This window comes from Erythrobacter sp. (assembly GCF_011765465.1).
GTDB lineage: Bacteria > Pseudomonadota > Alphaproteobacteria > Sphingomonadales > Sphingomonadaceae > Erythrobacter.
Genome location: NZ_CP050265.1, coordinates 276,643 through 299,402, shown reverse-complemented (window position 1 = coordinate 299,402; position 22,760 = coordinate 276,643). Strand labels below are relative to the sequence as shown.

Sequence of the window (22,760 nt, the reverse complement as noted above, 5' to 3'; positions counted from 1 at the left end):
AGGAACGGACGTGAAATATTTCAGATTGCTGAGAGACGGCATCGATCCTGCGCCACTGCTCGCGGAGATCGCCGCCGTCGATGCCGCCTTTGACGAGAACCGCGGCAGGCAGGAGAAAATCGCCGTGCAGCGCGAAGCGAAGGCGATCCCGCTGCGGGGCCTGCGCGCCTCGGCGATTGCCGGGCGCCAGCGCCGGGACGTGCACGAAAGCCGCTGGACCACCGGATCGCAGCGCTTCCCGCTCGCTCGCGCCTTCCTCGAGGAAACGGCCCGGACGCTCGGCGGCGAGCTTTCGCGGGCGAAGCTCGTCTGCCTGCCGCCGGGCAACCGCGTCTATCCGCATATCGACCGGGGCGAATATTACCGCGCACGCGACCGCTTTCACCTGGTGCTGCGTTCGAGCGGGTCGTGGATGCGCGCGGGCGACGAGGAAGTCCGGATGCGCGCAGGCGAGTTGTGGTGGTTCGACAATGACCAGGAGCACGAGGCCTGCAACGACGGCGACACCGACCGCATTCACCTGATCTTCGACCTGCGGCCGCTCCGCCCGGAGTCGGCATTCGGTTCGGCAGGCAAGCGCATCGGCATTACCTCTCCGCGAGCCGATCGGCACGAGCCTTGCGCGACAGCGCCTTGATCCGTGCCTCGGTGGCCGCCGGGCCCGACAGCGCGGCGACCAGTTCGATGCTGGAGAAGGTGCCGCGCAGGTAATGATGCCGCACCCGGCGGATGTAGTGGCCGAGCGCGGGCGCATAATCCCATTCGCGCCGCTCGATCAGCCGCATGGTCGTCGTCGAATAGCGATCGCACAGGAAGGGTATGGCCTCGAAAGTCCCCGCGGGCACGGCGAAGCTGCGAGGCTTGCTCGACTTGCAGACCCACATCGCGACCGAGCGCCTGCGCGCGGCGCGCGGATGCTTGCGGGTCTCGGTGATCACCCGGAACCGCACCGAGCGCGGCTTTTCGATCGGCCACAAGCGGTCCGGATCGCCGCGGACCTTGCGAGCGCCCAGTCCGCGCCCGCTGCGCCAGCGCAGCACCGGCACGATAAAATTCCGGCTGCGCCTGTAGGAAGGCCCGCGAAGGCCGCGCCAGACGACGTGATCGCCTTCGTCCGCGACCACGCGCTCGACCCGACCATCGGAAAACACGAAGGCATCGCCCGGATTGTAGCGGGGAAGCGGAACCGGCCCTGCAAGGGACAGCGCGGCTGCAAGCAAGGCGGGCATCAATCGCTCCCCTCGACGAGGCCCACGCCGTAGATCGGATCGCGCCCCGGCGGCCCGAGATCGCGCGCACGCGCTTCGAGTGCCCGGATCACCTGCCGCGAACGGGCGCTGTCCGGTCGGCGCAGCTCGCCTGCGACACGCGCGGCGACCAGCGGCGCGGCAAACGAGGTGCCCGTCGCATCGCGCACGCTCCCGCGCGCATCGATCGCCGTGACGGCCACGCCGCGGGCGGCGAAATCGATATAGGCGCCGCGATTGGCATAGCGATAGATCCGGTTCGCGCCGTCGACCGCCGTCACGCCGACGACACCCCTGTAGGCACCGGGAAAAACGGGCGGCGCGGCCGGCCCGTCGTTCCCGGCTGCAGCGACGACGACATGGCCGCGCTTCGTGAGCCGCTCGATCGCGCTCGCGACCGCAGGGTTGCTCGGCCCCGCGAGGCTGACATTGATCACCGGAACGCCCCGGCTCGCGAGCCAGTCGAGCGCCTTGATCAGCGCGAAACTCGAGCCCGATGTCGAGCGCGGGCCGCTGAAGATGTCGGCGACGTAGATTGTCGTGGGCCGCGCGGGATGCCTTTCGGTCCCGGCCATGAGATGCGCGACCGCCGTGCCGTGGAGACCGGGCCGCACTTTCGCTTTGCGCCCGTTGAAAGCCCGCTGGACCACGGAGACATGGCCGAAATGGGAGAGCTTCGTCGCGACGCCGGTATCGATCAATCCGATCTCGCATCCGCAGGCGAGACGGCGGGGTATGCTCCCATCGCGCTTGCGCCGCGTGCGGACCGATGAACCGTCGAACAGGTGGTTGAAGCCGAACACGTCGGGATCGGCGACAGCCTCTACCGCATCGAGCGAATCCTCGTCGGAACCGACCGGGGGGCCGCGCAGCAGGTGCAGCGTGCCGTCGAGGCTGTCGAGTTCCTCGCTTTCCAGGATGTCGAAGCCGCCGGCGCGCAGCAGGTCGAGATCCTCGCGCGTCAGGTCGAGCGCGACGAATTCGGCGCGCCGGTAGCGAAAGCCCTCGCGGTCGGTGTCGATCCGGTCGCGCTCGTCGAGTTCGCTGCGTTCGGCGGCGGTTTCAATCGAGGCATATTCCCACTGGTCCGAGGGAGGCGTGTAGTCATCGCCGCCTTCATATTCGTCCGCCTCGTAGTCGTCCCCGTCGTCGTCCCCGTCGTCGTCATCTTCATCGCGATAATCGTCTTCGCGCTCGTCGTCGTCCCCTTCGTCGCTCTCGCCTTCGTCGTCTTCGCGATCGTCGCCGCCATCGTCGTCATCGCCGCCATCGCTCTCTTCCGCGTCGTCGTCGTCGTCCTGCGACATCGCGTCGTCCAGATCGTCGTCTGCCGACCCGTCTTCCCCTGCGTCATCCTCGGCCCCGTCGTCCTCGGCTCCGTCGTCCTCGAAGTCGTCGTCTCCGACTTCATCATCCAGGTCGTCGTCGCCTGTCTCATCGTCCTCGAAGTCGTCTTCTGCCGCATCATCGTCCGCCGGATCGCCATCTCCGGGCTCGTCTTCGCCGAAGTCGTCGTCGCCCGGTTCATCGTCTTCGAAGTCGTCGTCACCGAAACCATCATCCTCGAAGTCGTCGCCACCGGCTTCGTCGCCTTCCTCCCCGCCATCCTCGTCCCCGCCATCCCCGTAATCGTCGTCGCCGTGATCATCCTCGCCGTAATCGTCGTCGCCGTAATCGTCGTCGGGATCGTCGAGATCGTCTTCGTCCTCGAAACCGCCGTCGTCATCATCGTCGTCGTCATCGTCGCCCGCATCCTGCGCGGCGAGCGGGGACTGGAGGAGGCCGGGCACGGGCGTCACGGTCATGGCAGCGGCAACAAGAGAGGCGATCGCGATCGTCCGGCGCATTCAATTTCCCCTTCGTCTTTCGGCGATCACGCGCCGCCGAGCTCCTTCTCTCCCCCGGCTGCGAAATCCAGCGGTTTTTTTCGTTTCCTCCTGTGACTAAGGAGGGAATATTTCCCATCGCTGAACCGTTGGCAGAATGAAACGCCTTAGAAAGCCGGATGACCGGGCCACCCAGGAGCTGATCGCGCTGATCCCGCGATTGCGACGCTTCGCGCGGGTGCTGACGGGCAATCTCGCCGACGCGGACGATGTCGTGCAGGCGTGTCTGGAGAAAGCGATGCTCAACTTGGACCAGTTCCAGCCCGGCACCCGGCTCGACCGATGGGCCTTCCGGATCGCCCGCAACACCTGGCTCGACGATCGTAGGCGGGCGGCCAACCGCAAGGCGCACGACGACATCAGCGAGATGATCGACCTTGTCGGAGAGGACGGCGTGGCCCTGGCCGAGGCGAGCGCGGATGCCCGCGCGGTGCGCGCCGCGGTCGATGCCCTGCCGCGCGAACAGCGCGACGTCGTGGCGCTCGTCATGCTGGAGGAGTTCAGCTACCGGGAGGCGGCGGAAATGCTGGACCTGCCGATCGGGACCGTGATGAGCCGCCTTTCGCGCGCCAAGGCGGCCCTTGCACGGCAGATGGGGCCTTCGGGAGAGGCGGCATGACCGGGCGTTTCAGCGATACGGATCTGGCCGCGTTTCTCGCCGGCACGCTCGAGGACGAGGCGGTGATGGAGGCGATCGAGAACGCGATCAACGCCGATCCGGAACTGGCCGAAAGGGTCGAGGCGCTCGCCCGCGAAGACGATACCGCCGAGGCCGTCCGCACGGCCTTCGCCCCGGTCCTCGCCGCGCCGGTGCCCGAACGCCTCGTCGAAGCGGCTTCCCCGCGCGAGGCCGGGAGGCAGGCGAGCGCCATGAATGCGGCAAGCCTCGGCGACCTGCCGGAGCCCGCCAATGACATGGGCGGCAGCTGGCGCTGGCCGCAATTCGCCGCGATGGCCGCCAGCCTTGCGGTCGGCGTGCTTGTCGGCGGTCCGCTCCTGACCGGGGCCGGACCGGGCGGCGATGCGGGAGCCGAAGCCGGCGGCCTCGTCCTCGCGGGGACCGACGGCGCTGCGCTCTCGCCCGATCTTGCAGCGATGCTCGACAGAGCGCCGAGCGGCGAAGCGATCGAACTGGGCGGGCAGGAAAGCGGAACGGTGGTGCTCACCTTCCGCAATGTCGACGGGCAATTGTGCCGGCAATTCAGGCTCGACGGGCCGGCCGGGACGAGCGATGCGCTGGCCTGCGCTCTCGGGGACGACTGGCGGATCGAGGCTTTCGGCCGCCGGGCGCAGCCGGCCGGTGAAATGCGCCTGGCGGGCGGCGATGCGGCGGTGGGCGTGATCGCCGCCGTCGATGAGATGATCGACAGCGATCCGCTGGTCGGTCCCGACGAAGCGGCGCAGCTCGAAGCACGCTAGGGCGAGGCAGGACGCCCTCGCGCCCCGCGATTTCGGCCCCGCGATTTCAGCCCCGCAATTTCAGATCGTCAGCTGCACTTCGACCACGGCGGAGACGCCTTCGTCGCGCAGCTGCATCAGGCGCTCCTCGCGGAACTGGACGACATCCGCGCGCAATTCGATGTTCCGCGTCACGCGGTAGAAGCCGCCCATGCCGATCAGCCGATTGCTCCGGTCCGACGCCTTCGTATAGGCCGCGCTTCCGGCCACCCCCCAGGTGCGCGTCACCCAGCCGATGCCGCCATTGACTTCCCACTGGTCGAAACCGGGCGTCAGGCGGTTCGAATCCCCGCGGTCGACATAGGCGCCGCCGATCCTGAGCGATCCGCGCCTGGCGTCGAAGCCCACGCTCCAGCTCGACAGGTCGGCCCGGGTGGTCAGCTCGTCGGCATTGCCGGTCACGTAGCTCGCGCTCGCGCCGAGAATCCAGTCGCCCACCGGCTGCTGGTATTGCAGGCCGAATTCGAAGGCGTCCTCCAGCCGGATCTGCTCGCGCGAATCCACCGCCTCGGTGTTGCGGCGGACTTTCGGCGACCACGAAACGCCTCCGCGCAGCCCCGCGATGGGCGGCGAGAGGTAAAGCACCTTGAACGCGTCCTGCGTGTCGAGCGCGCGCAGGAGCGCCTGCTGCCCGGCATAGCGCGAGAACTCGCCGCGCACCTGGCCGAGAGCGACCAGCGGGGCGGCGAAGGCGAGCGTATCGGCCGGCCCGTCCTGCAGGCCAACCTCGATGCGGCCGTAATCGCTCGCGACGAAGCCATAGACCTCGCCCGCTTCGAGCACCTCGCTCGCGCGGCGGCGGTTGTTCTGTTCGATATTCGCGCCGATCACGATGCCGCCGGGCGAGGTCCATTGCGCATTCAGCCGGGCGAAGACATCGACCTTGGCATCGGGACTGTCGGTCGCCGCATCGTCATCGTCGAAGACCGCGCCCTGCGAGGCGATGCCCCCGGCAAGCCGGATGTCGAATCCCTCGAAGCGATATTCGATCCGGGGCAGTTCGGCCCTGGCGGCCTGCGCGCCGAACAGGAGGGCGGATGCGGCGGCGCAGGGAAGGCCGCGCAGCAGAACTTTCAACGACATGATGCGCCAGCTTTCCGATGATGCCGCCCAAGGGGCGAGAAGTTGATTTATGTTGGTCACAAGAGCGCCTGCGCTGCAATGTCAATGAGATTGCCGTCCTCCACGCATTGCGCGAATTCGTGCGAGACGCCGGGCATGGTGACGAGCCGGGCGCGGCCCGGATGCCCCTGCGCCTGCGCGAAACGGTTCAGCGCCTGCACGAAATTGCGCGCCCGGCGCAGGCGGTTGTGGCCCTGGTGTTCGACCACGACCGGATCCTGCCGAACCGAGGAATCGATCCGCGTGTCGCGGCTTCCCACGAGGACGCTCGTCGCGATGTCGAGGAAACGCGGGCCTACGGCGGGCCGGCCCGCCCCCTCCGCGAGGCCGTAGGGCCAGGCGAGATCGCTGCGCGGCAGGCAGTACCAGCCGGCCGAGGAGATACACAGCCGCGCCACGCGTTCGGGGTGAAACATGGCGAAGCGATGGGCCATCTGCGCACCGCCGGAAAAGCCGAACAGGCGGACCGGTTCGGGCGTGACCACGCCCTCTGCGGCAAGGGCTTCGAGCAGGGCGATGAGCCCGCTGTCGGACGGCGTCTGGGCGCTGTCGCGGACAGCGAGCTGCTGATACCGGCCGAACCGCTTGCGATCGAACAGCGGGGCGATCACCGTGACGCGGGCGAAAGCCGGGTGCGCTGCGAAGCGCATCGCGATCTCGGCTGCGTTCCGGCTGATCCCGTGGACCGCGACCAGCGCCTGCTGGCCGGGCCGGGCATTGGCGATGAAGCATTCGGGCACGCCCGGCGCGCACGCCGGGCGGAATGCGGGAAGGACACGCGCGGTGCTCATGAGATGCTCTCTTTGATCTTCGTCGGTTCGCTCGCGGCCCGCTTGCCGACGGGTTTCGACCGGGAGGCACGCTCGCGCCCGCGCCCGCGCCCGCGCCCGCGCACGGGACGCGACAGCTTGCGCTCGAGCCGTTCGAGCGCGATGCCCCCGCCGATCCGGGCATGGAGCGCGCGCGCGGTTTCGAGCAGGCGCGCCGCGATGAAGGCGACCAGCATGAGATCGCCCGCCAGCGCCGTCCCCGCACCGGTGCTCACCGCCTTGATGCCGAGCGTCAGCGCGGCGGCGAGACCGGCGAGGGTCGCGACCGCATCGAGCGCCCCGGCCCAGCGGGCGCGGTGGACCGAAAGCGTGCCCAGATCCCCCGACAGGTTGCCGAGCGTGCGGAAGCCCCGACCCTTGGCGGGGCGCTTGCCGGCCATTTCGGCGCGCACGCGGCGGACGAGGAAGCGATTGAGACGTCCCCGCTGCGAGCGCTGTTCGCCGATGGCCTGCGCAAGCGGCGATGCGAGCAGCGCGAGGGCCAGCGCACCAAGCAGGAGCGGCAGCAGCGCGATGCGCTGGGCGGGCATGGTCAGCAGGACCCAAAGCCCCGCCCCGCCGGCCGAAATCATGCTGGTCCACAGGCGGACGGTTCCACGCAGCGCGTAATTGCGCAGCGCCGCCATGTCGTTGATGAGTCCCGTCAGCCAGCGCGAATCCCGACCCTCGCCCGCGTGGCGCGTCACCGCCCGGAACAGCGCTTCGCGGCAATCGATGACGAAGGACTGGGCGAAATCCTCGCCGATCCAGCGCTGCGCCAGCAGGGCAAGGGAGGCCAGCAACGCCAGCCCACCCGCCGCGAGCGCGGGCAGCACAGGGTCAGAAGGGGCCGCCAGCATCCTGTCGAGCGTCCCGGCGAACAGCACCGCCAGCAGCGCCTCGCCGAGCGCGACGGCTGCCAGCAGGGCCGCCAGCCGTCTCCGCCGACCCGCCAGAAGGGCGGGAGCTGCGCTCACGCCGCCGCCCGGCGGGCCGGCCTGCTGAGCGCGATGCGCGCGGAAGCGACCGGGTCGCGCAGCTCGGCAAGCGTCACGACCCCGACCCCGGTCGCGCCTTCCGCCTCGCGCGCGGCAAGCGGCGAGGCCGAGACGAGGCCGGAAATGGCGAGCGGGGCGATGCCGCGCTGCGCAAGCCACGTGCTCCCGAACGCGGCTCCCATCGCGTCGGCAGCGGCGAACAGCACCCCGTCGAACCAGCCGTGCTCATGGCCCATCTCGACCAGTCTCGCGGTTTCTTCCTGGAGCAGGCCGTCGGCGATCTCGACAATCGCGATGTCGGCCTGGTCCCCGGCCAGATGCGCGAGCAGCGTCTTCGTCACGCGGGCGAGTTCCTCCGGCCCGGTCCCGAAGGTCGAGGCGTGGCCGGCATCGGTGAAATCGAGCGCGAGGGCGGCGCCGGCATCGCGCATCGACCACAGGTCGCCGCCGGAGCCGGTCCCGGTCAGTTTCGCCGCTCCGACGCGGAACCCCGCCTTGCCGAGGCCATGCACCAGCCCCGCGACCGTCGTGGTCTTGCCCGCGTTCATGGAACTGCCGACCACCGCGATGACGAGCGGCGGGCGCGCGGCGGCGTTTCGCGGCGCGGGGCGCGCGAAATCGGCGAGATTGAGCATCGCCCCGTCCCCGCCGGCCAGCGCGCCGATCACCTCGATCGCGGTCGGCGCCTTCACCCTCGCGTGGCGGCAGGTCGACAGCGCCGCGACCCCTCCGCCCGCGACGAGGTGGCAGGGGCCGAGGTCTTCGGGGACATAGGCTTCGAACTGGTCGGGCGCATAGCGATTGCCGTAGGCGACGACGATCTCGTCCCCGACATAGAGCGTGCCGCGCCGCCCGTGGACATTCTCGATCCGCCGGTGCTGGCCGATCGCCGTCACCCGCGCGAGGATGAGGTCGCCCGGCTTCGGCCGCACGCCGGAGCGCACCAGCCTGTGCGCGAGAGCGAGGTCGACATTGCGCGTCGTGAAGGCCCGCTTGGCCGCCGCAAGCCGCATCTGCAGCCGGGAGGAACGCTCGAGGCCGGTGATCGGGGCGAGGCTCTGGATCGTCATGGGCAACTCCGTCGCAAGAGGGGGATGCAGCGCTAACGGAGCGCCACCCCGGCTTATTCCGTAAGGACCACGAAAAAAGTTCCGAGCCGATCGGGAATAAAGCGGGCGGCGACCCCGTTTGCGGCGTGAACCGGCCGGATTCGCATTCCCGATCGCGCGGGACGGCTGAAGGTTTGCACAAAGGAGCCCTGCCCGTGACTACTTATCCCGCCCGCCGTCTCGCCCTTCCGGCGCTTGCCCTCCTCTCCGCCTTCGCCTTGCCCGCCGGGGCAGCGGCGCGCGACGGGATAGAGGCCGACGAGGACGGCCTCACCGTCAGCACCGGCGATGTCGAATTCAATCTCGGCGGGCGTATCCATCTCGATGCGAGCGTTTTCGAACACGGCCTCGACGAAGGCAGCGAGGTCGACTTCCGCCGCGCAAGGCTCCAATTCTCGGCCCGCGTGGGCGATGTCGTCCGGGTGAGGGTCGACCGCGAATTCGCGCAGGCCGACGGGTGGCGCAACGTGTGGATCGCGCTTCGCCCCGTCGAAGGCGTGGAGCTGAAGGGCGGCAACCAGATCGTGCCCTTCAGCATGGAGGACATGGCAAGCTCCAACTCGCTCACTCTCGCCGAACGCTCGCTCGCCAACACCTTCGCCCCCGCTTTCGGCCTCGGTGGAAGCGTGCGCTATTCACACGACAATTTCACGCTCGCAGCGGGCTATTTCACCGACGCGCTGGCGGACGAGGTCGGCCAGTCGCGCGTGCGCGGAGACGGGTTCGCGGTGCGCGCGACCTTCGCCCCGGTGCGCAAGCGCAAGACCTGGGTCCATCTCGGCGCAGCCTATGAAAGCCGTTCCTTCGACCCTGCCGAGCCGCCGCGCTTCACGGTCGTGTCCGCGTCCAGCCTCGCCCCGCGCCTGCTTCGCACCGGGGGAATCGACGGGGCAAGCGACCTCCAAGCTTACAACGCGGAATTCGCCGCCGCACGCGGCCCCGTTTCGGTGCAGGCGCAGTACATCGCGACCCGGATCGAGCGCACCGGTCTCGACCCGCTCGACTTTTCGGGCTGGTATGGACAGGCAAGCTGGATGGTGACGGGCGAGCGCTATCGCTATTCGCGCCGGAGCGGGATGCCGACAGGCGCGCGCATCGGACGCAAGGGCGGCGCGATCGAACTGGCGGCCCGTTACAGCGAGGCCGACCTCGACGATCCCGGCCTCGATCGCGGGCGCGCATCGGTCCTGACGCTCGGAGCGACGTGGTATCTCGACCGGAACGTGCGCGTGCTTGCCAATTATGCCCGCACCGAGACGAGCGACAGCCTGCTGACGCCCGACGCAAGCGGCGATCTCGGTGTGGTGCGCTTCCAGATCGCTTTCTGAATTGGGCCGCAGGGGCGGTGCGTGCCTCGCACGCGGAACGTTCGCTTTCGGCGCTCCCGCTGCGATAGGCGCCCCGCTCAGGCGAGGTCGAACACATACCCCATCGAGCGCACGGTCCTCAGCGGATTGCCGCCGCCCGCCGCCTTGATCGCGCGGCGCAGCCTTCCGACCCACACGTCCACGGTGCGCTCGTCGATCGGGGGTTCGCGTTTGCCGAGGCCGTTGATGAGATCCTCGCGGCTCAGCACGCGATTGGGGTTTTCAGCAAAGAAGCGCAGCAGGCGGAACTCGTTGGGGCGCAGGACAATCGGCTCGCCGTCCCAGCGCGCCTGCAGCGCGGCCATGTCGATCGCCAGCGGGCCGACCTCGTAGCGGCGGGCGGAATGGCGTTCTGCATTGCGGGTCTGGAGCGCCAGCACCCGGTCGAGGACCGCCGTGCGGTCCAATGGCCCGACCATGTAATCGTCCGCCCCCGCCTTCAGCGCGCGGCGGCGATCCTCGGCGTCGTCCTCTTCGAGCACCATGGTCACGTGGGCTTCGGCGGTGCGCGGGTCGGCGCGCAACCGGCGGCACATCTCGAGGCCGGCAAGATCGTCCATCACCCAGTCGACGAAAGCCCACATAGGTCCTTCGACCAGCCGCTCCGGTCCGGCGGGACCGAGGCGGTCGAAGGTGAAGCGGCGCTGGTCGTGGACGAAATCCTCGAGGCTGTCCGCGAGGTCGCAGGTGAGGAAGATATTGACGACGTCCATGCCCGTTCCGCCCTGTTGCATCGGCGGCATGGGCGAGCCTTGTGACGCGTTCGTGACGGGCGCGTGATGGGCGCGAAAGGGGTGTCACAAAGGCGCGCTGGGCTGGCGCGGCGCTAGAGCACGCTGACCTTCGGATCGCCGGGCAGCGGCATCCCCATCGCATTGGGCCATTTCGGGCGATAGGGCGCTTCGAGGCTCGCGATTTCCTCCTCCGCCAGTTCGATTTCGAGCGCGCGCGCCGCGTCGGAGATATGGTGCGGCTTGGTCGCGCCGATGATCGGGGCGGCGACGGGCTCGCGGGTGAACTGCCATGCGAGGGCAAGGCTCGCCATCGCCTCGCCGCGCCTGTCCGCAAGGTCCGCGAGCGCGTCGATGATCGCGTTGTCGGCTGCGTCCTCGGGGTAGATCGTCTTGCCGAACCCGTCGGTCTTGCTTCGCACCGTCTCCTCCCCCGCGGCCGCGCCAGCCGCCCGCGCGCGAGCGGGCTCCACGGGATGACGCCCACGCCCTCGTCCTCGCACAGGGGGAGCATTTCGCGCTCCTCCTCGCGGTAGAGCAGGTTCAATTGGTTCTGCATCGAAATGAACGGGGTCCACCCATTCGCGCGCGCCGTTTCCTGCGCCTTGGCGAACTGCCACGCATACATCGAGGACGCGCCGATATAGCGCGCCTTGCCCGCCTTCACGATGTCGTGGAGCGCCTCCATCGTCTCCTCGATCGGCGTGTCGGGATCCCAGCGGTGGATCTGGTAGAGGTCGATGTAATCCATGCCGAGCCGCGCGAGGCTGTCGTCGACCGCCTGCATCAGCGCCTTGCGCGAAAGGCCGCCGGTGTTGGGAGCACCCCGCCACGGGATGAAAGCCTTGGTCGCGACCACGATCTCGTCGCGGCGGGCCATTTCGCGAAGGAGTTTCCCGGTGATTTCCTCCGATGTGCCGCCCGAATAGCCGTTGGCGGTGTCGAAGAAATTGATGCCCGCTTCCAAGGCGGCGCGGAAGAAGGGGCGCGATTCCTCTTCGCCCAGCAGCCAGTCGCCGTGCCAGCCTTTCGTGGTGTCGCCATAGCTCATGCAGCCGAGGCAGAGGCGCGAAACCGTAAGGCCGGAGGGACCGAGGCGGGTGTATTGCATGGGGCTTTCTCCTTCGCTGCGTTTCCTACACGGGCGCGCGCGAGGGTGTAGGAAAAGTTGGAAAAATGCGCGCGAACAAGGGCCCCGGCGTATGATCGGCGCGAACTATGACCCCTTCACGAGAGGGTGAGGCCGCCATCCACCACCAGCGTCTGCCCGGTCATGTAGGCCGACAGGGGCGAGGCTAGGAAGAGCGCGACCCCGGCCATGTCCTCGGGCGTGCCCATGCGGGCGAGGGGTATGGCGCGCAGGCTCGCCTCGCGCCGTTCGGGGTGCTCGGTGGTGACGGCGGTGAGCTTGGTCGGGACAAGCCCCGGCGCGATGCCGTTGACCCGCACGCCGTCCCTCGCCCACGCCTCGCCCAGCGTCTTGACGAGGCTCGCCGCGCCCGCCTTGGAGGCGGCATAGGCGGGGGTTCCGATGGTCGATTTGAACGCCGCGACCGAGGAGACGACGATCATCGTGCCGCCCCTTTCGGCAAGCCCCGGGTGAAAGGCGCGGGCGACGTCCATCACCGAATTGAGATTGACGTCCACCACCGCGTCCCAGCCCTCGCGGGCGAACTCGGCTCGCTTGTAGCGCACCACGCCCTGCGACTGGACGAGCACGTCGACCGGGCCGATCCTCTCCGCCAGCGCGTCGGCGGCGGAGCGGTCGGTGACGTCGAGGCGTTCGTAAGCGAGCCCGGTGAAGTCGGAGTCCTCGGCCTCGAGATAGTCGCCCGAATCGGGCCGCGTGCCGGTGACGATCACCTCCGCCCCCGCTGCACGAAAGCCCTGCGCGATGCCGTTGCCGATACCGGACGAGCCGCCGATGACGAGGACCTTGCGGCCCTCGAAATCGAGCGGATTATCGCTGGTCGGCACGTCAAATGCTCCGCGAGATCACTTCCTTCATGATCTCGTTCGTGCCGCCGAAGATGCGGGTCACGCGCGCGTCGCGCCACAGGCGGGCGATGGCGTATTCGTTCATGTAGCCCGCCCCGCCGTGAAGCTGGAGCGCGGCGTCGACCGCTTCCCACTGGAGGTCGGTGTGCCACAGCTTTGCCGCGGACGCCTCGTCGGTGGTGAGCTCGCCCGCGAGGTGCTTCTTGATCGCCCAGTCGAGATGCGCCCAGCCGACCTGGATCTTGGCCTTGAGGTCGGCGAGGGTGAACTTGGTGTTCTGGAATTCGAACACGGTCTTGCCGAAAGCCTTGCGCTCCTTGGTGAACTTCACCGCTTCGTCGAAGGCGCGCTGCGCCGCCGCCTGCGCGCCCACGGCGATGCCGAGGCGTTCCTGCGGCAGCTCCTCCATCAGGTGGATGAAGCCCATGCCCTCGCCGCCCAGCAGGTTCGTCATCGGCACGCGGCAGTCGTTGAAGAAGAGTTCGGAGGTGTCGGCGGAATGCTGGCCGATCTTGTCGAGATTGCGCCCGCGCTCGAAACCCGGCGTGTCGGCATCGACGAGGACGAGGCTCGTGCCCTTGGCGCCCTTTTCGGGGTCGGTCTTGGCGACGACGATCACGCAGTCGGCGTTCTGGCCGTTGGTGATGTAGGTCTTGGACCCGTTGATGACGAGGTGGTTGCCGTCCTTCTTAGCCGTGGTGCGGATGCCCTGGAGGTCCGAGCCCGCGCCCGGTTCGGTCATCGCGATCGCGGTGATGATGTCGCCCGAGACCATGCCGGGCAGGTACTTCTCGCGCTGTTCGGGCGTGCCGAGACGCTCGAAGTAATTGGCGGTGATGTCGTTCTGCAGGGTGAAGCCCGCCGAGGAGCCGAGGTAGCTGATTTCCTCGGTCAGCACGCAGTTGAAGCCGAAATCGAGCCCGAGCCCGCCGTTCTCTTCCTTGACCGTGGGGCACAGCAGGCCCGCTTCACCCACGGCCTTCCACACGTCGCGCCCGACGATGCCCTCTTCCTCGTGCTTGTCGAGGTGCGGGGTGAGGTGCTGGGCGAAGACCTTGCGAACGGTGTCGCGGAAGGCTTCGTGGTCCTCGTTATAAGCGGTGCGATTGGCGGTATCGAGCATTGCGGTATCCCTCTCCGGCTGTGCGTTGCAGGGCGCAACTCAAACCGAAGCGGGGCGCGTTTGTAAAGCGCGAAAGGTGCAAGTGCGGGCGGACCCGCGCGGGAGACTTACCCCACGAAGGCCCGCTCGATCACGAACTGGCCGGGCTGGGCGTTGCTGCCCTCGGTGAAGCCGCGGCGTTCGAGGTCGGCGGCGTGGTCCTTGATCATCGCCATCGAGCCGCACAGCATCACCCGGTCGTCGTCCGGCACGAAGCGCTGCGGGCCCTTGGACTGTTCGAACAGCCGCCCGTCGTCGATCAGCGCCTGGATGCGGCCCTGCGTGCGGAAGGGTTCGCGCGTCACGGTGGGGACGTAAATCATCCGCTCGCGGTCCTCGTCCTCGAGCAGGGGGTCGCCCTCGAGCTTGCTTTCGAGCAGTTCGCGATAGGCGAGGTCGGCGACCTGGCGCACCGAGTGGACGACGATCACCTCGTCATACATCGCATAGACTTCCGGATCGCGCACGAGGCTCATGAACGGGGCAAGGCCCGTGCCGGTCGAGAGCATGAACAGCCGCTTGCCCGGCAGCAGCGCATCGGTGACGAGCGTGCCGGTCGGCTTCTTGCCGAGATAGATCGGGTCGCCTTCCTTGATATGCTGGAGGCGCGAGGTCAGCGGTCCGTCCTGCACCTTGATCGAGAGGAATTCGAGCTCCTCGGCATAGGACGGGCTCGCCATCGAATAGGCGCGCAGCAGCGGCTTGCCGTTTTCCTGCGGCAGGCCGATCATGATGAACTCGCCCGAACGAAAGCGGAAGCTCGCCGGGCGGGTCATCTTGAGGCTGAACAGGCTGTCGTTCCAGTGGTGGACGTGCGTGATCGTCTCGATCGTGAGCGCCGAGCTTTCGGTGAACTGGCTGCGGTCGGTGATGGGGAGGTTCACTTGGGACTGCCTCGCGCAAAATCGTGGGTCAGGTCGCACGGCGCTTGGGAACGCCGCTTCGGATGGGCGGCGACATGGCCTGTTAGGCCGCGCGCCGCAAGGTAGTTTTGCAAGCGCCGTGGATAGCGCGCCTTGATCGCGGACAAGCTGAACGCGCGCGTCAGTTCCACCCCGCCCGGTCGAAGATCTCCACCGCCTCGCGCTGGTTCCGCCCGATTTCGGCGACACTGAGATCGTCGGCGCGAAACTCCCCGAGCCGTTCGACCGCCGAATTGGCATCGAGCCCGGTGACCGTCGGATATTCGTTGTTGCCATCTGCGAAATTGCGCTGGGCGCTTTCCGACGTGAGGTATTCGAGGAAGCGGATCGCGTTTTCGCGATTGGGAGCGCCCTTGACCACGCCCGCCCCGCTGATGTTGACGTGCGTGCCGGTGGTGTCCTGGTTGGGGAAGATCACCCCCACCTTCTCGAAGATCGCCTGCTCGCTCTCGTCGCCCTTGGCATAGCGCGCGAGGTAATAGGTGTTGACGATCGAGATGCGGCACTCGCCCGCCGCGACCGCTTCGATCTGGCTGGTGTCGTTGCCCTGCGGCGCGCGGGCGAAATTGGCGACCACGCCTTCCGCCCAGTTCTGTGCCGCCTCGGCGCCCTCGTGCGCGACAATGCTGGAAAGGAGCGAGATGTTGTAGATGTTCGAGGAGGACCGCACGCAGATGTCGCCGCGGAACGCCGGATCGGCGAGGTCTTGATAGGTGTCGAGCCCCTCCGGCTTGCCCTGCGACTTGTCGTAGATGATGACCCGCGCGCGGGTCGAAAGGCCGAACCACAGCCCGTCGGGGTGGCGCAGGTTGGCGGGCAATCGCTCGGAAAGGATTTCGGAGCTGACCGAGTCGAGAATGCCCGCTTCCTCGGCGCGCCACAGCCGCCCGGCATCGACCGTCACCAGCAGGTCGGCGGGCGAGAATTCGCCTTCGCTCGCGATGCGCTCGATCAGCGCATCGGCCCCGGCCTCGATCCGGTTGACCTTGATGCCCGTCGCTTCGGTGAAGTCCTCGTAGAGCCTGAGATCGGTGTCGTAGTGGCGCGAGGAGTAGATGTTGACTTCGCCGTTCTCTCCCGGCGCGGGACCGTCAGGCCCTTCGGAACAGGCGGCAAGGGAAAGCGCGAGAGCGCCGGCGAGAAGAGTGCGGAGCATCGGGAAATCCTTTCGCTGGCGGCGCGGGAATCGAAAGCGCGCCACTATTTGCGAATGCGTTGCAATATTAGAGGCGAGCGCGCAAGCGAATTGTAGGGTGCAGTGAAGCGCTAGCCCGCCGCGAAGGCGCGCACGCTTCCCGTTTGCGGCACGACGCGGAAGCGCTCGCCGGGGGACGGGGCCTCGCCCGCCTCGATCGCGAGGTCGCGCCCGCCCTTTTCCCCCAGCAGCACGCGCACCCTCCCGTCGCCGAGACCATGCACGTCGCGCACCGGGAGCCCCGCAGCGTCGGGCACGAGGTCGAGCGCGCGGGCATGAACGAGCAGTTCGAGCCGCGCCGCGTCGGGCACGGGGCCGATCACGCAGGCCGCCGGCCAATCCCCGAACGGCGTCGCAAGCGCCTCCCCACGCCGCTCCGCCGGGACCACCTGTGCGCCCGAGAACATCGCCCCGACCGAGGCGGCGGCGGGGGCTTCGTGCAATTCCTCGGGGCTGCCGAACTGGACGATCCGCCCGGCCTCCATCACCGCGATGCGGTCGCCGATGTCGAGCGCCTCGCCCGGATCGTGGGTGACGAGGATGGTGGTCGCCCCGCGCTCCTTGAGCAGCATCCGGCAATCGCGCCTCAGGCTTCTCCGCAGCACGATGTCGACGCTGGCGAAGGGTTCGTCCATCAGCAGCACGGCCGGGCCCGGCGCCATCGCCCGTGCGAGCGCGGCGCGCTGCTGCTGCCCGCCCGAAAGCTCGTGCGGATAGCGGCTCCCCAGCCCCGCCAGCCCGACCTGGTCGAGCCAGCCTGCGATCTCGCCGTGGCGCGCTTTCGGCAGTCCGAAGGCGATGTTGCGCGCCAGCGTCATGTGCGGAAACAGCGCGCCTTCCTGAAAGACCAGTCCGACGGGGCGCTTTTCCGGCGGCGGCGCGCGGGTTTCGTCGGCAAGAACCTCGCCACCCAGCAGGATCGCGCCCTGCTGGACCGGCAGCAGGCCGGCGGCGAGGCTCAGCAAGGTTGACTTGCCGCAGCCCGAAGAGCCAAGCAGGCAGGTGATTTCCCCGGCAGGCGCGACAAGGCTGATATCGCGCAGCGCCTGCACCTCACCATATGCATGGGCAATATGTCGAAATTCGAGGCTCAAGTCGCTGTTCCGATGGACGCCGTCCCGATGGACCGTGAATGGCTCTGCAAGTGAGCCGCATTAGGCGGACAGGCGGTCCGCAGGCAAGCGCGGCGGAGAGCGCCGCCCGATCGCGCCCGCGTATCGCCCTGCCGCGCGGCTGGGATTGGGCCGCTCTCGCGCTCGCCGCACTCGCCGCGCTGCCGATTCTCGCGATCCTTGGCGCCGCGCCTGCGGGCGGGGTGGAAGCGATCGTCCACATGGCGGGCTCGGTCCTGCCGCGCTACGTCTTAAACACCGCCGCGCTGATGGGGCTGACCGGGATGCTGGCGGGGCTGGTCGGGGTGGGCTGCGCGTGGCTCGTCACCGCGACCGAGTTTCCCGGGCGGCGCGCGCTCGGCTGGGCGCTGGTCCTGCCGCTTGCCGTGCCGGCCTATATCGCGGCCTATATCTATGCAGACCTGCTCGATTACGCCGGCCCCGTGCAAGGCGCGCTGCGCGGCGTTTTCGGTGAGGGCGCAGGGGCGCTGGTTCCGCAGGTCCGCTCGCTGCCGGGCGGGGCCTTCGTGCTTGCCATCGTGCTCTATCCTTACGTCTACCTGCTCGCCCGCGCCGCCTTCGCCGCACAGAGCCTCGCGCAATTCCGCGCCGCGCGCAGCCTCGGCGCTAAGCCCGCGCGCGCCTTTCGCGAAGTCGCCCTGCCCGCCGCCCGGCCAGCAATCGCGGGCGGGCTCGCGCTGGTGATGATGGAGACGCTGGCCGATTTCGGGGTCGCCGAATATTTCGCCATTCCCACCTTCTCGACCGGCATCTTCCGCAGCTGGCTGGCGATGGGGGACAAGCAGGCCGCGCTGAAGCTCGCCGCGATCATGCTGCTCTTCGTCCTCGCCCTCGTCGCGCTCGAAGCCTCGACCCGCTCGGGGCGCAGCGAAAGCCGCGATGCGGCCGCCAGGCACGGCGGCCCACTGGTCGAATTGTCGCGCGCGGGTCGCTGGCTCGCCGCCCTCGCCTGCGCGCTGCCGGTGGTGCTGGGTTTCCTCGTCCCCGCGCTCCATCTCGCTTCGCTGGCGACGAGCGAAGCAGCGCTGGCGGCGACGCGCGAGCTCGGAGCCTATGCCTCGGACAGCCTGTGGCTCGGCCTCGTCACCGCGCTGGCCTGCCTCGCCGCCGCGCTCCTGCTCGCTTTCGCGCGTCGCCGTTCGGCCAGCCCGCTGGTGGGGGGCGCGATCCGGCTCGCGACGCTCGGCTATGCCCTGCCCGGCGCGCTGCTTGCGGTCGGCCTGCTCGCCCCGCTCGGCGCGCTCGATGTCGGCCTCACCCGCTTTGCGCGCGATTCGCTGGGACATGCGCCGGGCGGCCTGCTGCTGACCGGAACCAGCCTCGTCCTCATCTACGCGCTTTCGGTGCGGTTCCTGACGGTCGCCTATAACGGGGTCGAAAGCGGCATGGCGACGATCCCGGCCAATCTCGATGCCGCCGCGCGCTCGCTCGGCGCGGGGCCGGGCCGCGTGCTGAGGCGCGTCCTCGCCCCGCTGCTCGCGCCCAGCCTTGCAGGCGCCGCTGCGCTCGTCTTCATCGACACCCTGCGCGAACTTCCCGCGACACTGATCCTGCGGCCCTTCAATCTCGAAACCCTCGCCACCCGCACCTATCGCCTCGCCAGCGACGAGCGGCTCGCCGAGGCTTCGATCCCCGCGCTCATCCTGCTCGCGGCGGGCATCGTGCCGGTGATCCTGCTGCATCGCACCGCGCGGCGCTGAGGGGCTTTCATTTCCAAGGGGAAATCCTCGCGCCGGGCCACCCATCGGGCCTTGCGGGGACGCGCCCTTGGGCTAAGAGTAAGCCCTTATGGCACGCTTTCCCTTTTCCGCGATCGTCGGTCAGGACGAAATGAAACAGGCGCTGCTGATCGCAGCGGTCGATCCGAGCGTCGGCGGGGTCATGGTCTTCGGCGACCGCGGCACCGGCAAGTCGACGGCAGCGCGCGCGCTGGCCGCGCTGCTCCCGCCGATTTCCGCGATCGAGAACTGCCCCTACGGCTGCTCGAAGGAAGAGGCGACACGCTATCCCGACGTCTGCGGCAGCGGCCCGGTGAGAAAGCGCGCGGTGCCTTTCGTCGACCTGCCGCTGGGCGCGACCGAGGACCGGGTGATCGGCAGCCTCGACCTCGAAAAGGCGCTGCGTTCGGGCGAAAAGGGGTTCGAACCGGGCCTTCTGGCGAAAGCCCATCGCGGCTTTCTCTACATCGACGAGATCAACCTGCTCGAAGACCACCTCGTCGACCTGTTGCTTGACGTCGCCGCCTCGGGCGAGAACGTGGTGGAGCGCGAGGGGCTGTCGGTGCGCCACCCGGCGAAATTCGTGCTGATCGGCAGCGGCAATCCCGAAGAAGGCGAATTGCGCCCGCAGCTGCTCGACCGTTTCGGCCTGTCGGTCGAAGTGCGAACCCCGTCCGAAATCGACACCCGGATCGAAATCATGCGCCTCGTCGCCGAGCGCGAGAGCGACCCGCAAGCCTTCTCCGAAAAATGGGCGAGCGAGGACGAGAAGATCCTCAAACAGATCGCGCGCGGCAAGAACAAGCTGCCCAAGCTCGTGCCCGGCGAAGACCTGCTGCGCGATGCGGCGGAGCTGTGCCTTGCGGTCGGTGCAGACGGGCTGCGCGGCGAGCTTACCCTTATGCGCGCGGCCCGCGCGCTCGCCGCGCTGAAAGGCGCGCGCGAGGTGCGACGCGAGCACCTTGTCGAAGTCGCCCCGTCCGCCCTGCGCCACCGGTTGCGCCGCGACGTGCTCGACGAGACGGGCTCGACCACGCGCATCAACCGGGCGATCGAAGAACTTTTCGGATGAGCGAAGGCGATCCGCAAGCACTTGCGGGCGCCGCCCCCGACCCGCCAGACCCGATGGAGGATGCGCTCCTCGCCGCGCGCCTGTTCCTCGCCGCGCCTGCACGCTTCGGCGGCATGGTGCTGCGCGGAAGCGGTCCGGCGCGCGATGCGCTGGTCGCGGCACTCGGCAAGCGGATGGCGGCGGAGGGGCGGCCGTGGCGGCGGATGCCGGGCCATGTCGACGACGAACGCCTGCTCGGCGGGATCGACATCGCGGCGAGCCTCGCTGCGGGCAAGCCGGTCGCGCAGTCGGGCCTGATCGAAGAAGCCGCGGGCGGCGCTCTGGTCGCCCCCATGGCCGAGCGGATCGAGGACGGGGTCGCCGGGCGGCTGGCGCAGGCGCTCGACGAGGGAGACGACGAGGGAGGCAAGGCACCCGCGCTGATCCTGCTCGACGACAGCACCGATCCCGACGAATGCCCCCCGATCAGCCTGATCGAGCGACTCGCCTTTTCCTGCGACCTTGCGAATTCGCGGATGTGGCAGGATGTCACCCTCCCCGGCGACGAAACGCTCGACCTTGCCGCTGTCGCGCCGCTTTCGGACGAGGCGCTGGGCGCGCTCGCCGCGACCGCCGCAGCGCTGGGCGTGGCCTCGCTGCGCCCGCTGCTCTTCGCGAGCGAGGCGGCGCGCGCCCATGCCGCACTCGCCGGACGGACCGAGGCGATCGAGGCCGACCTTTCCGCCGCCGCGCGCCTTGTCCTCGCCCCGCGCGCGACCCGCCTGCCGCCCCAGCCCCCAGAGGAGCAGGAGCAGGAACAGCCCGACCAGCCCCCGCCCGAACCGCCGCAGGACGACGCCGGCGATCCTCCCGAGAGCGGCGAGGACGAGCGCAGCGAGGACGAACGCCAGAAGCAGCAGGACGAACTCGAGGAAATGCTGGTCGAGGCGGCCGAGGCGGCGATCCCGGCGGACCTGCTCGAACAGCTGGCCAAGGGCAATGCCCCGCGCCGCACCGGGGGCGCGAGCGGGACCGGGCAGAAGAAGAAGGCGGGAATGCGCGGCAAGCCCTTGGGCGCACGGCCCGGAATGCCGCGCGGGGGCAACCGGCTTGCGCTGATCGACACGCTGCGCGCCGCCGTCCCGTGGCAGGAAGTGCGCCGCCGCGAACGCGCGATGGAGGGCTGCACCGACGAAGCGCCGATCCTGATGCGCAAGGAGGACCTGCGCATCCGCCGCTACGAAGAGAAAGCCCCGCGCGTCACGATCTTCGCGGTCGATGCCTCCGGCTCCGCTGCCGCCGCGCGGCTGGCCGAGGCCAAGGGCGCGGTCGAGCTGATGCTGGCGCAGGCTTATGTCACCCGCTCCGAAGTCGCGCTGGTGGCCTTTCGCGGGGACAATGCCGAATTGCTGCTGCCGCCGACCCGCTCGCTGACCCGCGCCAAGCGGGCGCTGTCGGGCCTGCCGGGCGGTGGCGGGACGCCGCTCGCGCTGGGGCTTAACGCAGCGCGCGAATGCGCCGAAAGCGTCATCGCCAAGGGCCGCACGGCGAGCCTCGTCATACTCACCGACGGGCGCGGCAATATCGATGCGAACGGCCAACCGGGGCGCGGGAAAGCGCGCGAGGATGCGGAGGTCGCCGCGAAAGCCATCGCCGCGCGCGGGATCGAGGCGCTGGTGGTCGACATCTCCCCGCGCCCTGCACGCGAAGGCCCCGAGCTGGCCGAGGCGATGCGCGGGCGCTTCCTCGCCCTCCCCCGCGCCGATGCGAAGACGCTCCAGAGCGCGATCCAGGCAGCCGGGAAGGCCGCCGCGTGAGCCGCGCGCTCGACTGGGACCGCGAAGGCCGCCTCTGGCCCCACCGCGAGGCGAGCGCCTTCGTACCCTCGGGCGGGGCGAGCTGGCACGTCCAGCGCATGGGGCCGCCGGGCGCGCCGCAGCTTCTCCTGCTCCACGGCACGGGCGCCTCGGTCCATTCGTGGCGCGATGTCATGCCGCTGCTCGCCGAGGACCACGACTGCATCGCGGTCGACCTGCCGCGCCACGCCTTCACCGCCGGGCACGACCTTTCCGACACCTCGCTTCCCCGCATGGCGGCGCGCATCGCGGGGCTTGTGCGCGACCTCGACCTCGCCCCCGCCGCGATCATCGGCCATTCGGCGGGCGCGGCGCTGGCGATCCAGCTCGCGCTCGACCACGGCTACGCCGGCCCGATCATCGGCCTCAATTCCGCCTTGCGCCCCTTTCCCGGCCCGGCCGCGCAGGTCTTTCCCGCGCTCGCCAAGGCGCTGTTCGTCAACCCGCTGGTCCCGCGCATCTTTTCCGCCACCACCACGCTGCCGGGCGAGGCGAGCCGCTTCCTCAAGCGCTCGACCGGCTCGCGGCTCGATGAGACGGGGCTCGCCTGCTATTCGGCGCTGCTGCGCAATCCGCGCCACGCCAAGGGAGCGCTGGCGATGATGGCGAACTGGGACCTGCCGCGGCTCAAGGCCCGGCTCAGCGAGGTGGCGAACCCGGTCCTGCTGGTCCATTCGGACAAAGACGCGGCGATCCCGCTCGACTGGACGCGCGAGGCGGCGGGATGGCTGCCCGATGCCTCGCTCGAGGTGATGGAGGGGCTGGGCCACCTGGCCCACGAGGAAGAGCCGGAGCGTGCGGCCGCACTGATCCGCAGCTTCGCCCGGCAGGAGGAGAGCACCCCATGAATTTCGGCTGGATCGAACTCGTCTTCTTCTACGGCATCGCGATCGGTTTCGGCGTGTGGCAGGTGATGAAGACTGACCGCGAACTGAAACGCACCCGCGCCGAACGCGAGGCGCGCGAGGCGGCCGAGCGCGACAAGGACGCCTCCTGA

Annotated in this window: 22 protein-coding genes and 1 pseudogene; 9 read left to right on the top strand and 14 right to left on the bottom strand. The window is 69.1% G+C overall.

Annotation, left to right across the window (positions count from 1 at the left end):
- The first annotated feature begins 10 nt into the window (after positions 1–10).
- Positions 11–637 carry an aspartyl/asparaginyl beta-hydroxylase domain-containing protein gene (locus tag G9473_RS01315; RefSeq protein WP_291135226.1) on the top strand — a complete coding sequence of 209 codons (627 nt, stop codon included), beginning with the start codon at positions 11–13 and terminating at the stop codon, positions 635–637.
- Here G9473_RS01315 and G9473_RS01310 read toward each other — a convergent pair.
- Together G9473_RS01310 and G9473_RS01305 are read right to left on the bottom strand one after the other, a co-directional pair.
- Complete coding sequence (locus G9473_RS01310; RefSeq protein WP_291135224.1) at positions 588–1,229, bottom strand: hypothetical protein; 642 nt, start codon at positions 1,227–1,229, stop codon at positions 588–590. The genes G9473_RS01315 and G9473_RS01310 overlap by 50 nt on opposite strands.
- The gene (locus G9473_RS01305; RefSeq protein WP_291135222.1) at positions 1,229–3,094 is read right to left on the bottom strand and encodes a S8 family serine peptidase; all 1,866 of its coding nucleotides are present in this window, start codon (positions 3,092–3,094) and stop codon (positions 1,229–1,231) included. The genes G9473_RS01310 and G9473_RS01305 overlap by 1 nt, the downstream gene beginning before the upstream one ends.
- 136 nt (positions 3,095–3,230) lie before the next feature.
- Between G9473_RS01305 and G9473_RS01300 the strand changes: the two genes are divergently transcribed.
- Positions 3,231–3,752, top strand: a complete 522-nt coding sequence (locus G9473_RS01300) for an RNA polymerase sigma factor (RefSeq protein ID WP_291135220.1) — start codon at positions 3,231–3,233, stop codon at positions 3,750–3,752.
- Positions 3,749–4,552 (top strand): hypothetical protein, encoded by an 804-nt coding sequence (locus tag G9473_RS01295; RefSeq protein ID WP_291135218.1) that lies wholly within the window; start codon positions 3,749–3,751, stop codon positions 4,550–4,552. The genes G9473_RS01300 and G9473_RS01295 overlap by 4 nt, the downstream gene beginning before the upstream one ends.
- A gap of 60 nt (positions 4,553–4,612) precedes the next feature.
- On the opposite strand, the gene G9473_RS01290 is transcribed toward G9473_RS01295, so the two are convergent.
- From G9473_RS01290 to G9473_RS01275, 4 genes are read right to left on the bottom strand one after another with little or no spacing between them, the layout of a single operon-like run.
- On the bottom strand, positions 4,613–5,674 hold the full coding sequence (locus G9473_RS01290; RefSeq protein ID WP_291135216.1) for a porin: 1,062 nt from the start codon (positions 5,672–5,674) through the stop codon (positions 4,613–4,615).
- Positions 5,675–5,730: 56 nt separating this feature from the next.
- Entirely contained in the window at positions 5,731–6,504 is a 774-nt protein-coding gene (locus G9473_RS01285; protein ID WP_291135214.1) for a hypothetical protein, read from the bottom strand.
- Complete coding sequence (locus G9473_RS01280) at positions 6,501–7,499, bottom strand: hypothetical protein (protein WP_291135212.1); 999 nt, start codon at positions 7,497–7,499, stop codon at positions 6,501–6,503. The genes G9473_RS01285 and G9473_RS01280 overlap by 4 nt, the downstream gene beginning before the upstream one ends.
- Entirely contained in the window at positions 7,496–8,590 is a 1,095-nt protein-coding gene (locus tag G9473_RS01275; RefSeq protein WP_291135210.1) for a DUF1611 domain-containing protein, read from the bottom strand. Before G9473_RS01275 ends, G9473_RS01280 begins: the two co-directional genes overlap by 4 nt.
- A gap of 194 nt (positions 8,591–8,784) precedes the next feature.
- Here G9473_RS01275 and G9473_RS01270 point away from each other — a divergent pair, with 194 nt between their 5' ends.
- Positions 8,785–9,957 (top strand): porin, encoded by a 1,173-nt coding sequence (locus tag G9473_RS01270; protein ID WP_291135208.1) that lies wholly within the window; start codon positions 8,785–8,787, stop codon positions 9,955–9,957.
- A 77-nt stretch (positions 9,958–10,034) separates the two neighbouring features.
- Here the strand turns inward: G9473_RS01270 and G9473_RS01265 are convergent, their stop codons facing one another.
- From G9473_RS01265 to G9473_RS01235, 8 genes and pseudogenes are all read right to left on the bottom strand, one after another.
- The gene (locus tag G9473_RS01265) at positions 10,035–10,709 is read right to left on the bottom strand and encodes a response regulator transcription factor (protein ID WP_291138156.1); all 675 of its coding nucleotides are present in this window, start codon (positions 10,707–10,709) and stop codon (positions 10,035–10,037) included.
- Positions 10,710–10,822: 113 nt separating this feature from the next.
- Positions 10,823–11,149, bottom strand: a complete 327-nt coding sequence (locus tag G9473_RS16030) for an aldo/keto reductase (protein ID WP_367159209.1) — start codon at positions 11,147–11,149, stop codon at positions 10,823–10,825.
- Between the two features lie 77 nt (positions 11,150–11,226).
- Positions 11,227–11,778, bottom strand: a pseudogene (locus G9473_RS16025) (aldo/keto reductase); the annotation flags it as partial.
- 176 nt (positions 11,779–11,954) lie between these two features.
- Positions 11,955–12,704, bottom strand: a complete 750-nt coding sequence (locus G9473_RS01255) for an SDR family NAD(P)-dependent oxidoreductase (RefSeq protein WP_291135206.1) — start codon at positions 12,702–12,704, stop codon at positions 11,955–11,957.
- A gap of 1 nt (position 12,705) precedes the next feature.
- The gene (locus G9473_RS01250) at positions 12,706–13,848 is read right to left on the bottom strand and encodes an acyl-CoA dehydrogenase family protein (RefSeq protein WP_291135204.1); all 1,143 of its coding nucleotides are present in this window, start codon (positions 13,846–13,848) and stop codon (positions 12,706–12,708) included.
- A 107-nt stretch (positions 13,849–13,955) separates the two neighbouring features.
- Positions 13,956–14,771, bottom strand: coding sequence for a ferredoxin--NADP reductase (locus tag G9473_RS01245; protein WP_291135202.1), 816 nt, complete (start codon positions 14,769–14,771; stop codon positions 13,956–13,958).
- Between the two features lie 160 nt (positions 14,772–14,931).
- Positions 14,932–15,966, bottom strand: a complete 1,035-nt coding sequence (locus G9473_RS01240) for a Fe(3+) ABC transporter substrate-binding protein (protein WP_291135200.1) — start codon at positions 15,964–15,966, stop codon at positions 14,932–14,934.
- A 110-nt stretch (positions 15,967–16,076) separates the two neighbouring features.
- The gene (locus tag G9473_RS01235) at positions 16,077–17,057 is read right to left on the bottom strand and encodes an ABC transporter ATP-binding protein (protein ID WP_291135199.1); all 981 of its coding nucleotides are present in this window, start codon (positions 17,055–17,057) and stop codon (positions 16,077–16,079) included.
- A gap of 92 nt (positions 17,058–17,149) precedes the next feature.
- Between G9473_RS01235 and G9473_RS01230 the strand changes: the two genes are divergently transcribed.
- From G9473_RS01230 to G9473_RS01210, 5 genes are all read left to right on the top strand, one after another.
- On the top strand, positions 17,150–18,838 hold the full coding sequence (locus G9473_RS01230) for an iron ABC transporter permease (RefSeq protein WP_291135198.1): 1,689 nt from the start codon (positions 17,150–17,152) through the stop codon (positions 18,836–18,838).
- Positions 18,839–18,926: 88 nt separating this feature from the next.
- Positions 18,927–19,928 carry a magnesium chelatase ATPase subunit I gene (gene bchI / locus G9473_RS01225; RefSeq protein ID WP_291135196.1) on the top strand — a complete coding sequence of 334 codons (1,002 nt, stop codon included), beginning with the start codon at positions 18,927–18,929 and terminating at the stop codon, positions 19,926–19,928.
- On the top strand, positions 19,925–21,724 hold the full coding sequence (locus G9473_RS01220; RefSeq protein WP_291135194.1) for a magnesium chelatase subunit D: 1,800 nt from the start codon (positions 19,925–19,927) through the stop codon (positions 21,722–21,724). The genes bchI and G9473_RS01220 overlap by 4 nt, the downstream gene beginning before the upstream one ends.
- Positions 21,721–22,611, top strand: coding sequence for an alpha/beta fold hydrolase BchO (gene bchO, locus G9473_RS01215; RefSeq protein WP_291135192.1), 891 nt, complete (start codon positions 21,721–21,723; stop codon positions 22,609–22,611). The genes G9473_RS01220 and bchO overlap by 4 nt, the downstream gene beginning before the upstream one ends.
- Entirely contained in the window at positions 22,608–22,760 is a 153-nt protein-coding gene (locus G9473_RS01210; protein ID WP_291135190.1) for a hypothetical protein, read from the top strand. Before bchO ends, G9473_RS01210 begins: the two co-directional genes overlap by 4 nt.

What these genes read in the sequence shown, in the direction of transcription:
- G9473_RS01220 (WP_291135194.1), top strand. Translation starts at nt 19,925, where the DNA reads ATGAGCGAAGGCGATCCGCAAGCACTTGCGGGCGCCGCCCCCGACCCG.
- G9473_RS01265 (WP_291138156.1), bottom strand. Translation starts at nt 10,709, where the DNA reads ATGGACGTCGTCAATATCTTCCTCACCTGCGACCTCGCGGACAGCCTC.
- G9473_RS01310 (WP_291135224.1), bottom strand. Translation starts at nt 1,229, where the DNA reads ATGCCCGCCTTGCTTGCAGCCGCGCTGTCCCTTGCAGGGCCGGTTCCG.
- G9473_RS01300 (WP_291135220.1), top strand. Translation starts at nt 3,231, where the DNA reads ATGAAACGCCTTAGAAAGCCGGATGACCGGGCCACCCAGGAGCTGATC.
- G9473_RS01275 (WP_291135210.1), bottom strand. Translation starts at nt 8,590, where the DNA reads ATGACGATCCAGAGCCTCGCCCCGATCACCGGCCTCGAGCGTTCCTCC.
- G9473_RS01250 (WP_291135204.1), bottom strand. Translation starts at nt 13,848, where the DNA reads ATGCTCGATACCGCCAATCGCACCGCTTATAACGAGGACCACGAAGCC.
- G9473_RS01290 (WP_291135216.1), bottom strand. Translation starts at nt 5,674, where the DNA reads ATGTCGTTGAAAGTTCTGCTGCGCGGCCTTCCCTGCGCCGCCGCATCC.
- G9473_RS01240 (WP_291135200.1), bottom strand. Translation starts at nt 15,966, where the DNA reads ATGCTCCGCACTCTTCTCGCCGGCGCTCTCGCGCTTTCCCTTGCCGCC.
- G9473_RS01305 (WP_291135222.1), bottom strand. Translation starts at nt 3,094, where the DNA reads ATGCGCCGGACGATCGCGATCGCCTCTCTTGTTGCCGCTGCCATGACC.
- G9473_RS01285 (WP_291135214.1), bottom strand. Translation starts at nt 6,504, where the DNA reads ATGAGCACCGCGCGTGTCCTTCCCGCATTCCGCCCGGCGTGCGCGCCG.
- G9473_RS01295 (WP_291135218.1), top strand. Translation starts at nt 3,749, where the DNA reads ATGACCGGGCGTTTCAGCGATACGGATCTGGCCGCGTTTCTCGCCGGC.
- bchI (WP_291135196.1), top strand. Translation starts at nt 18,927, where the DNA reads ATGGCACGCTTTCCCTTTTCCGCGATCGTCGGTCAGGACGAAATGAAA.
- G9473_RS01210 (WP_291135190.1), top strand. Translation starts at nt 22,608, where the DNA reads ATGAATTTCGGCTGGATCGAACTCGTCTTCTTCTACGGCATCGCGATC.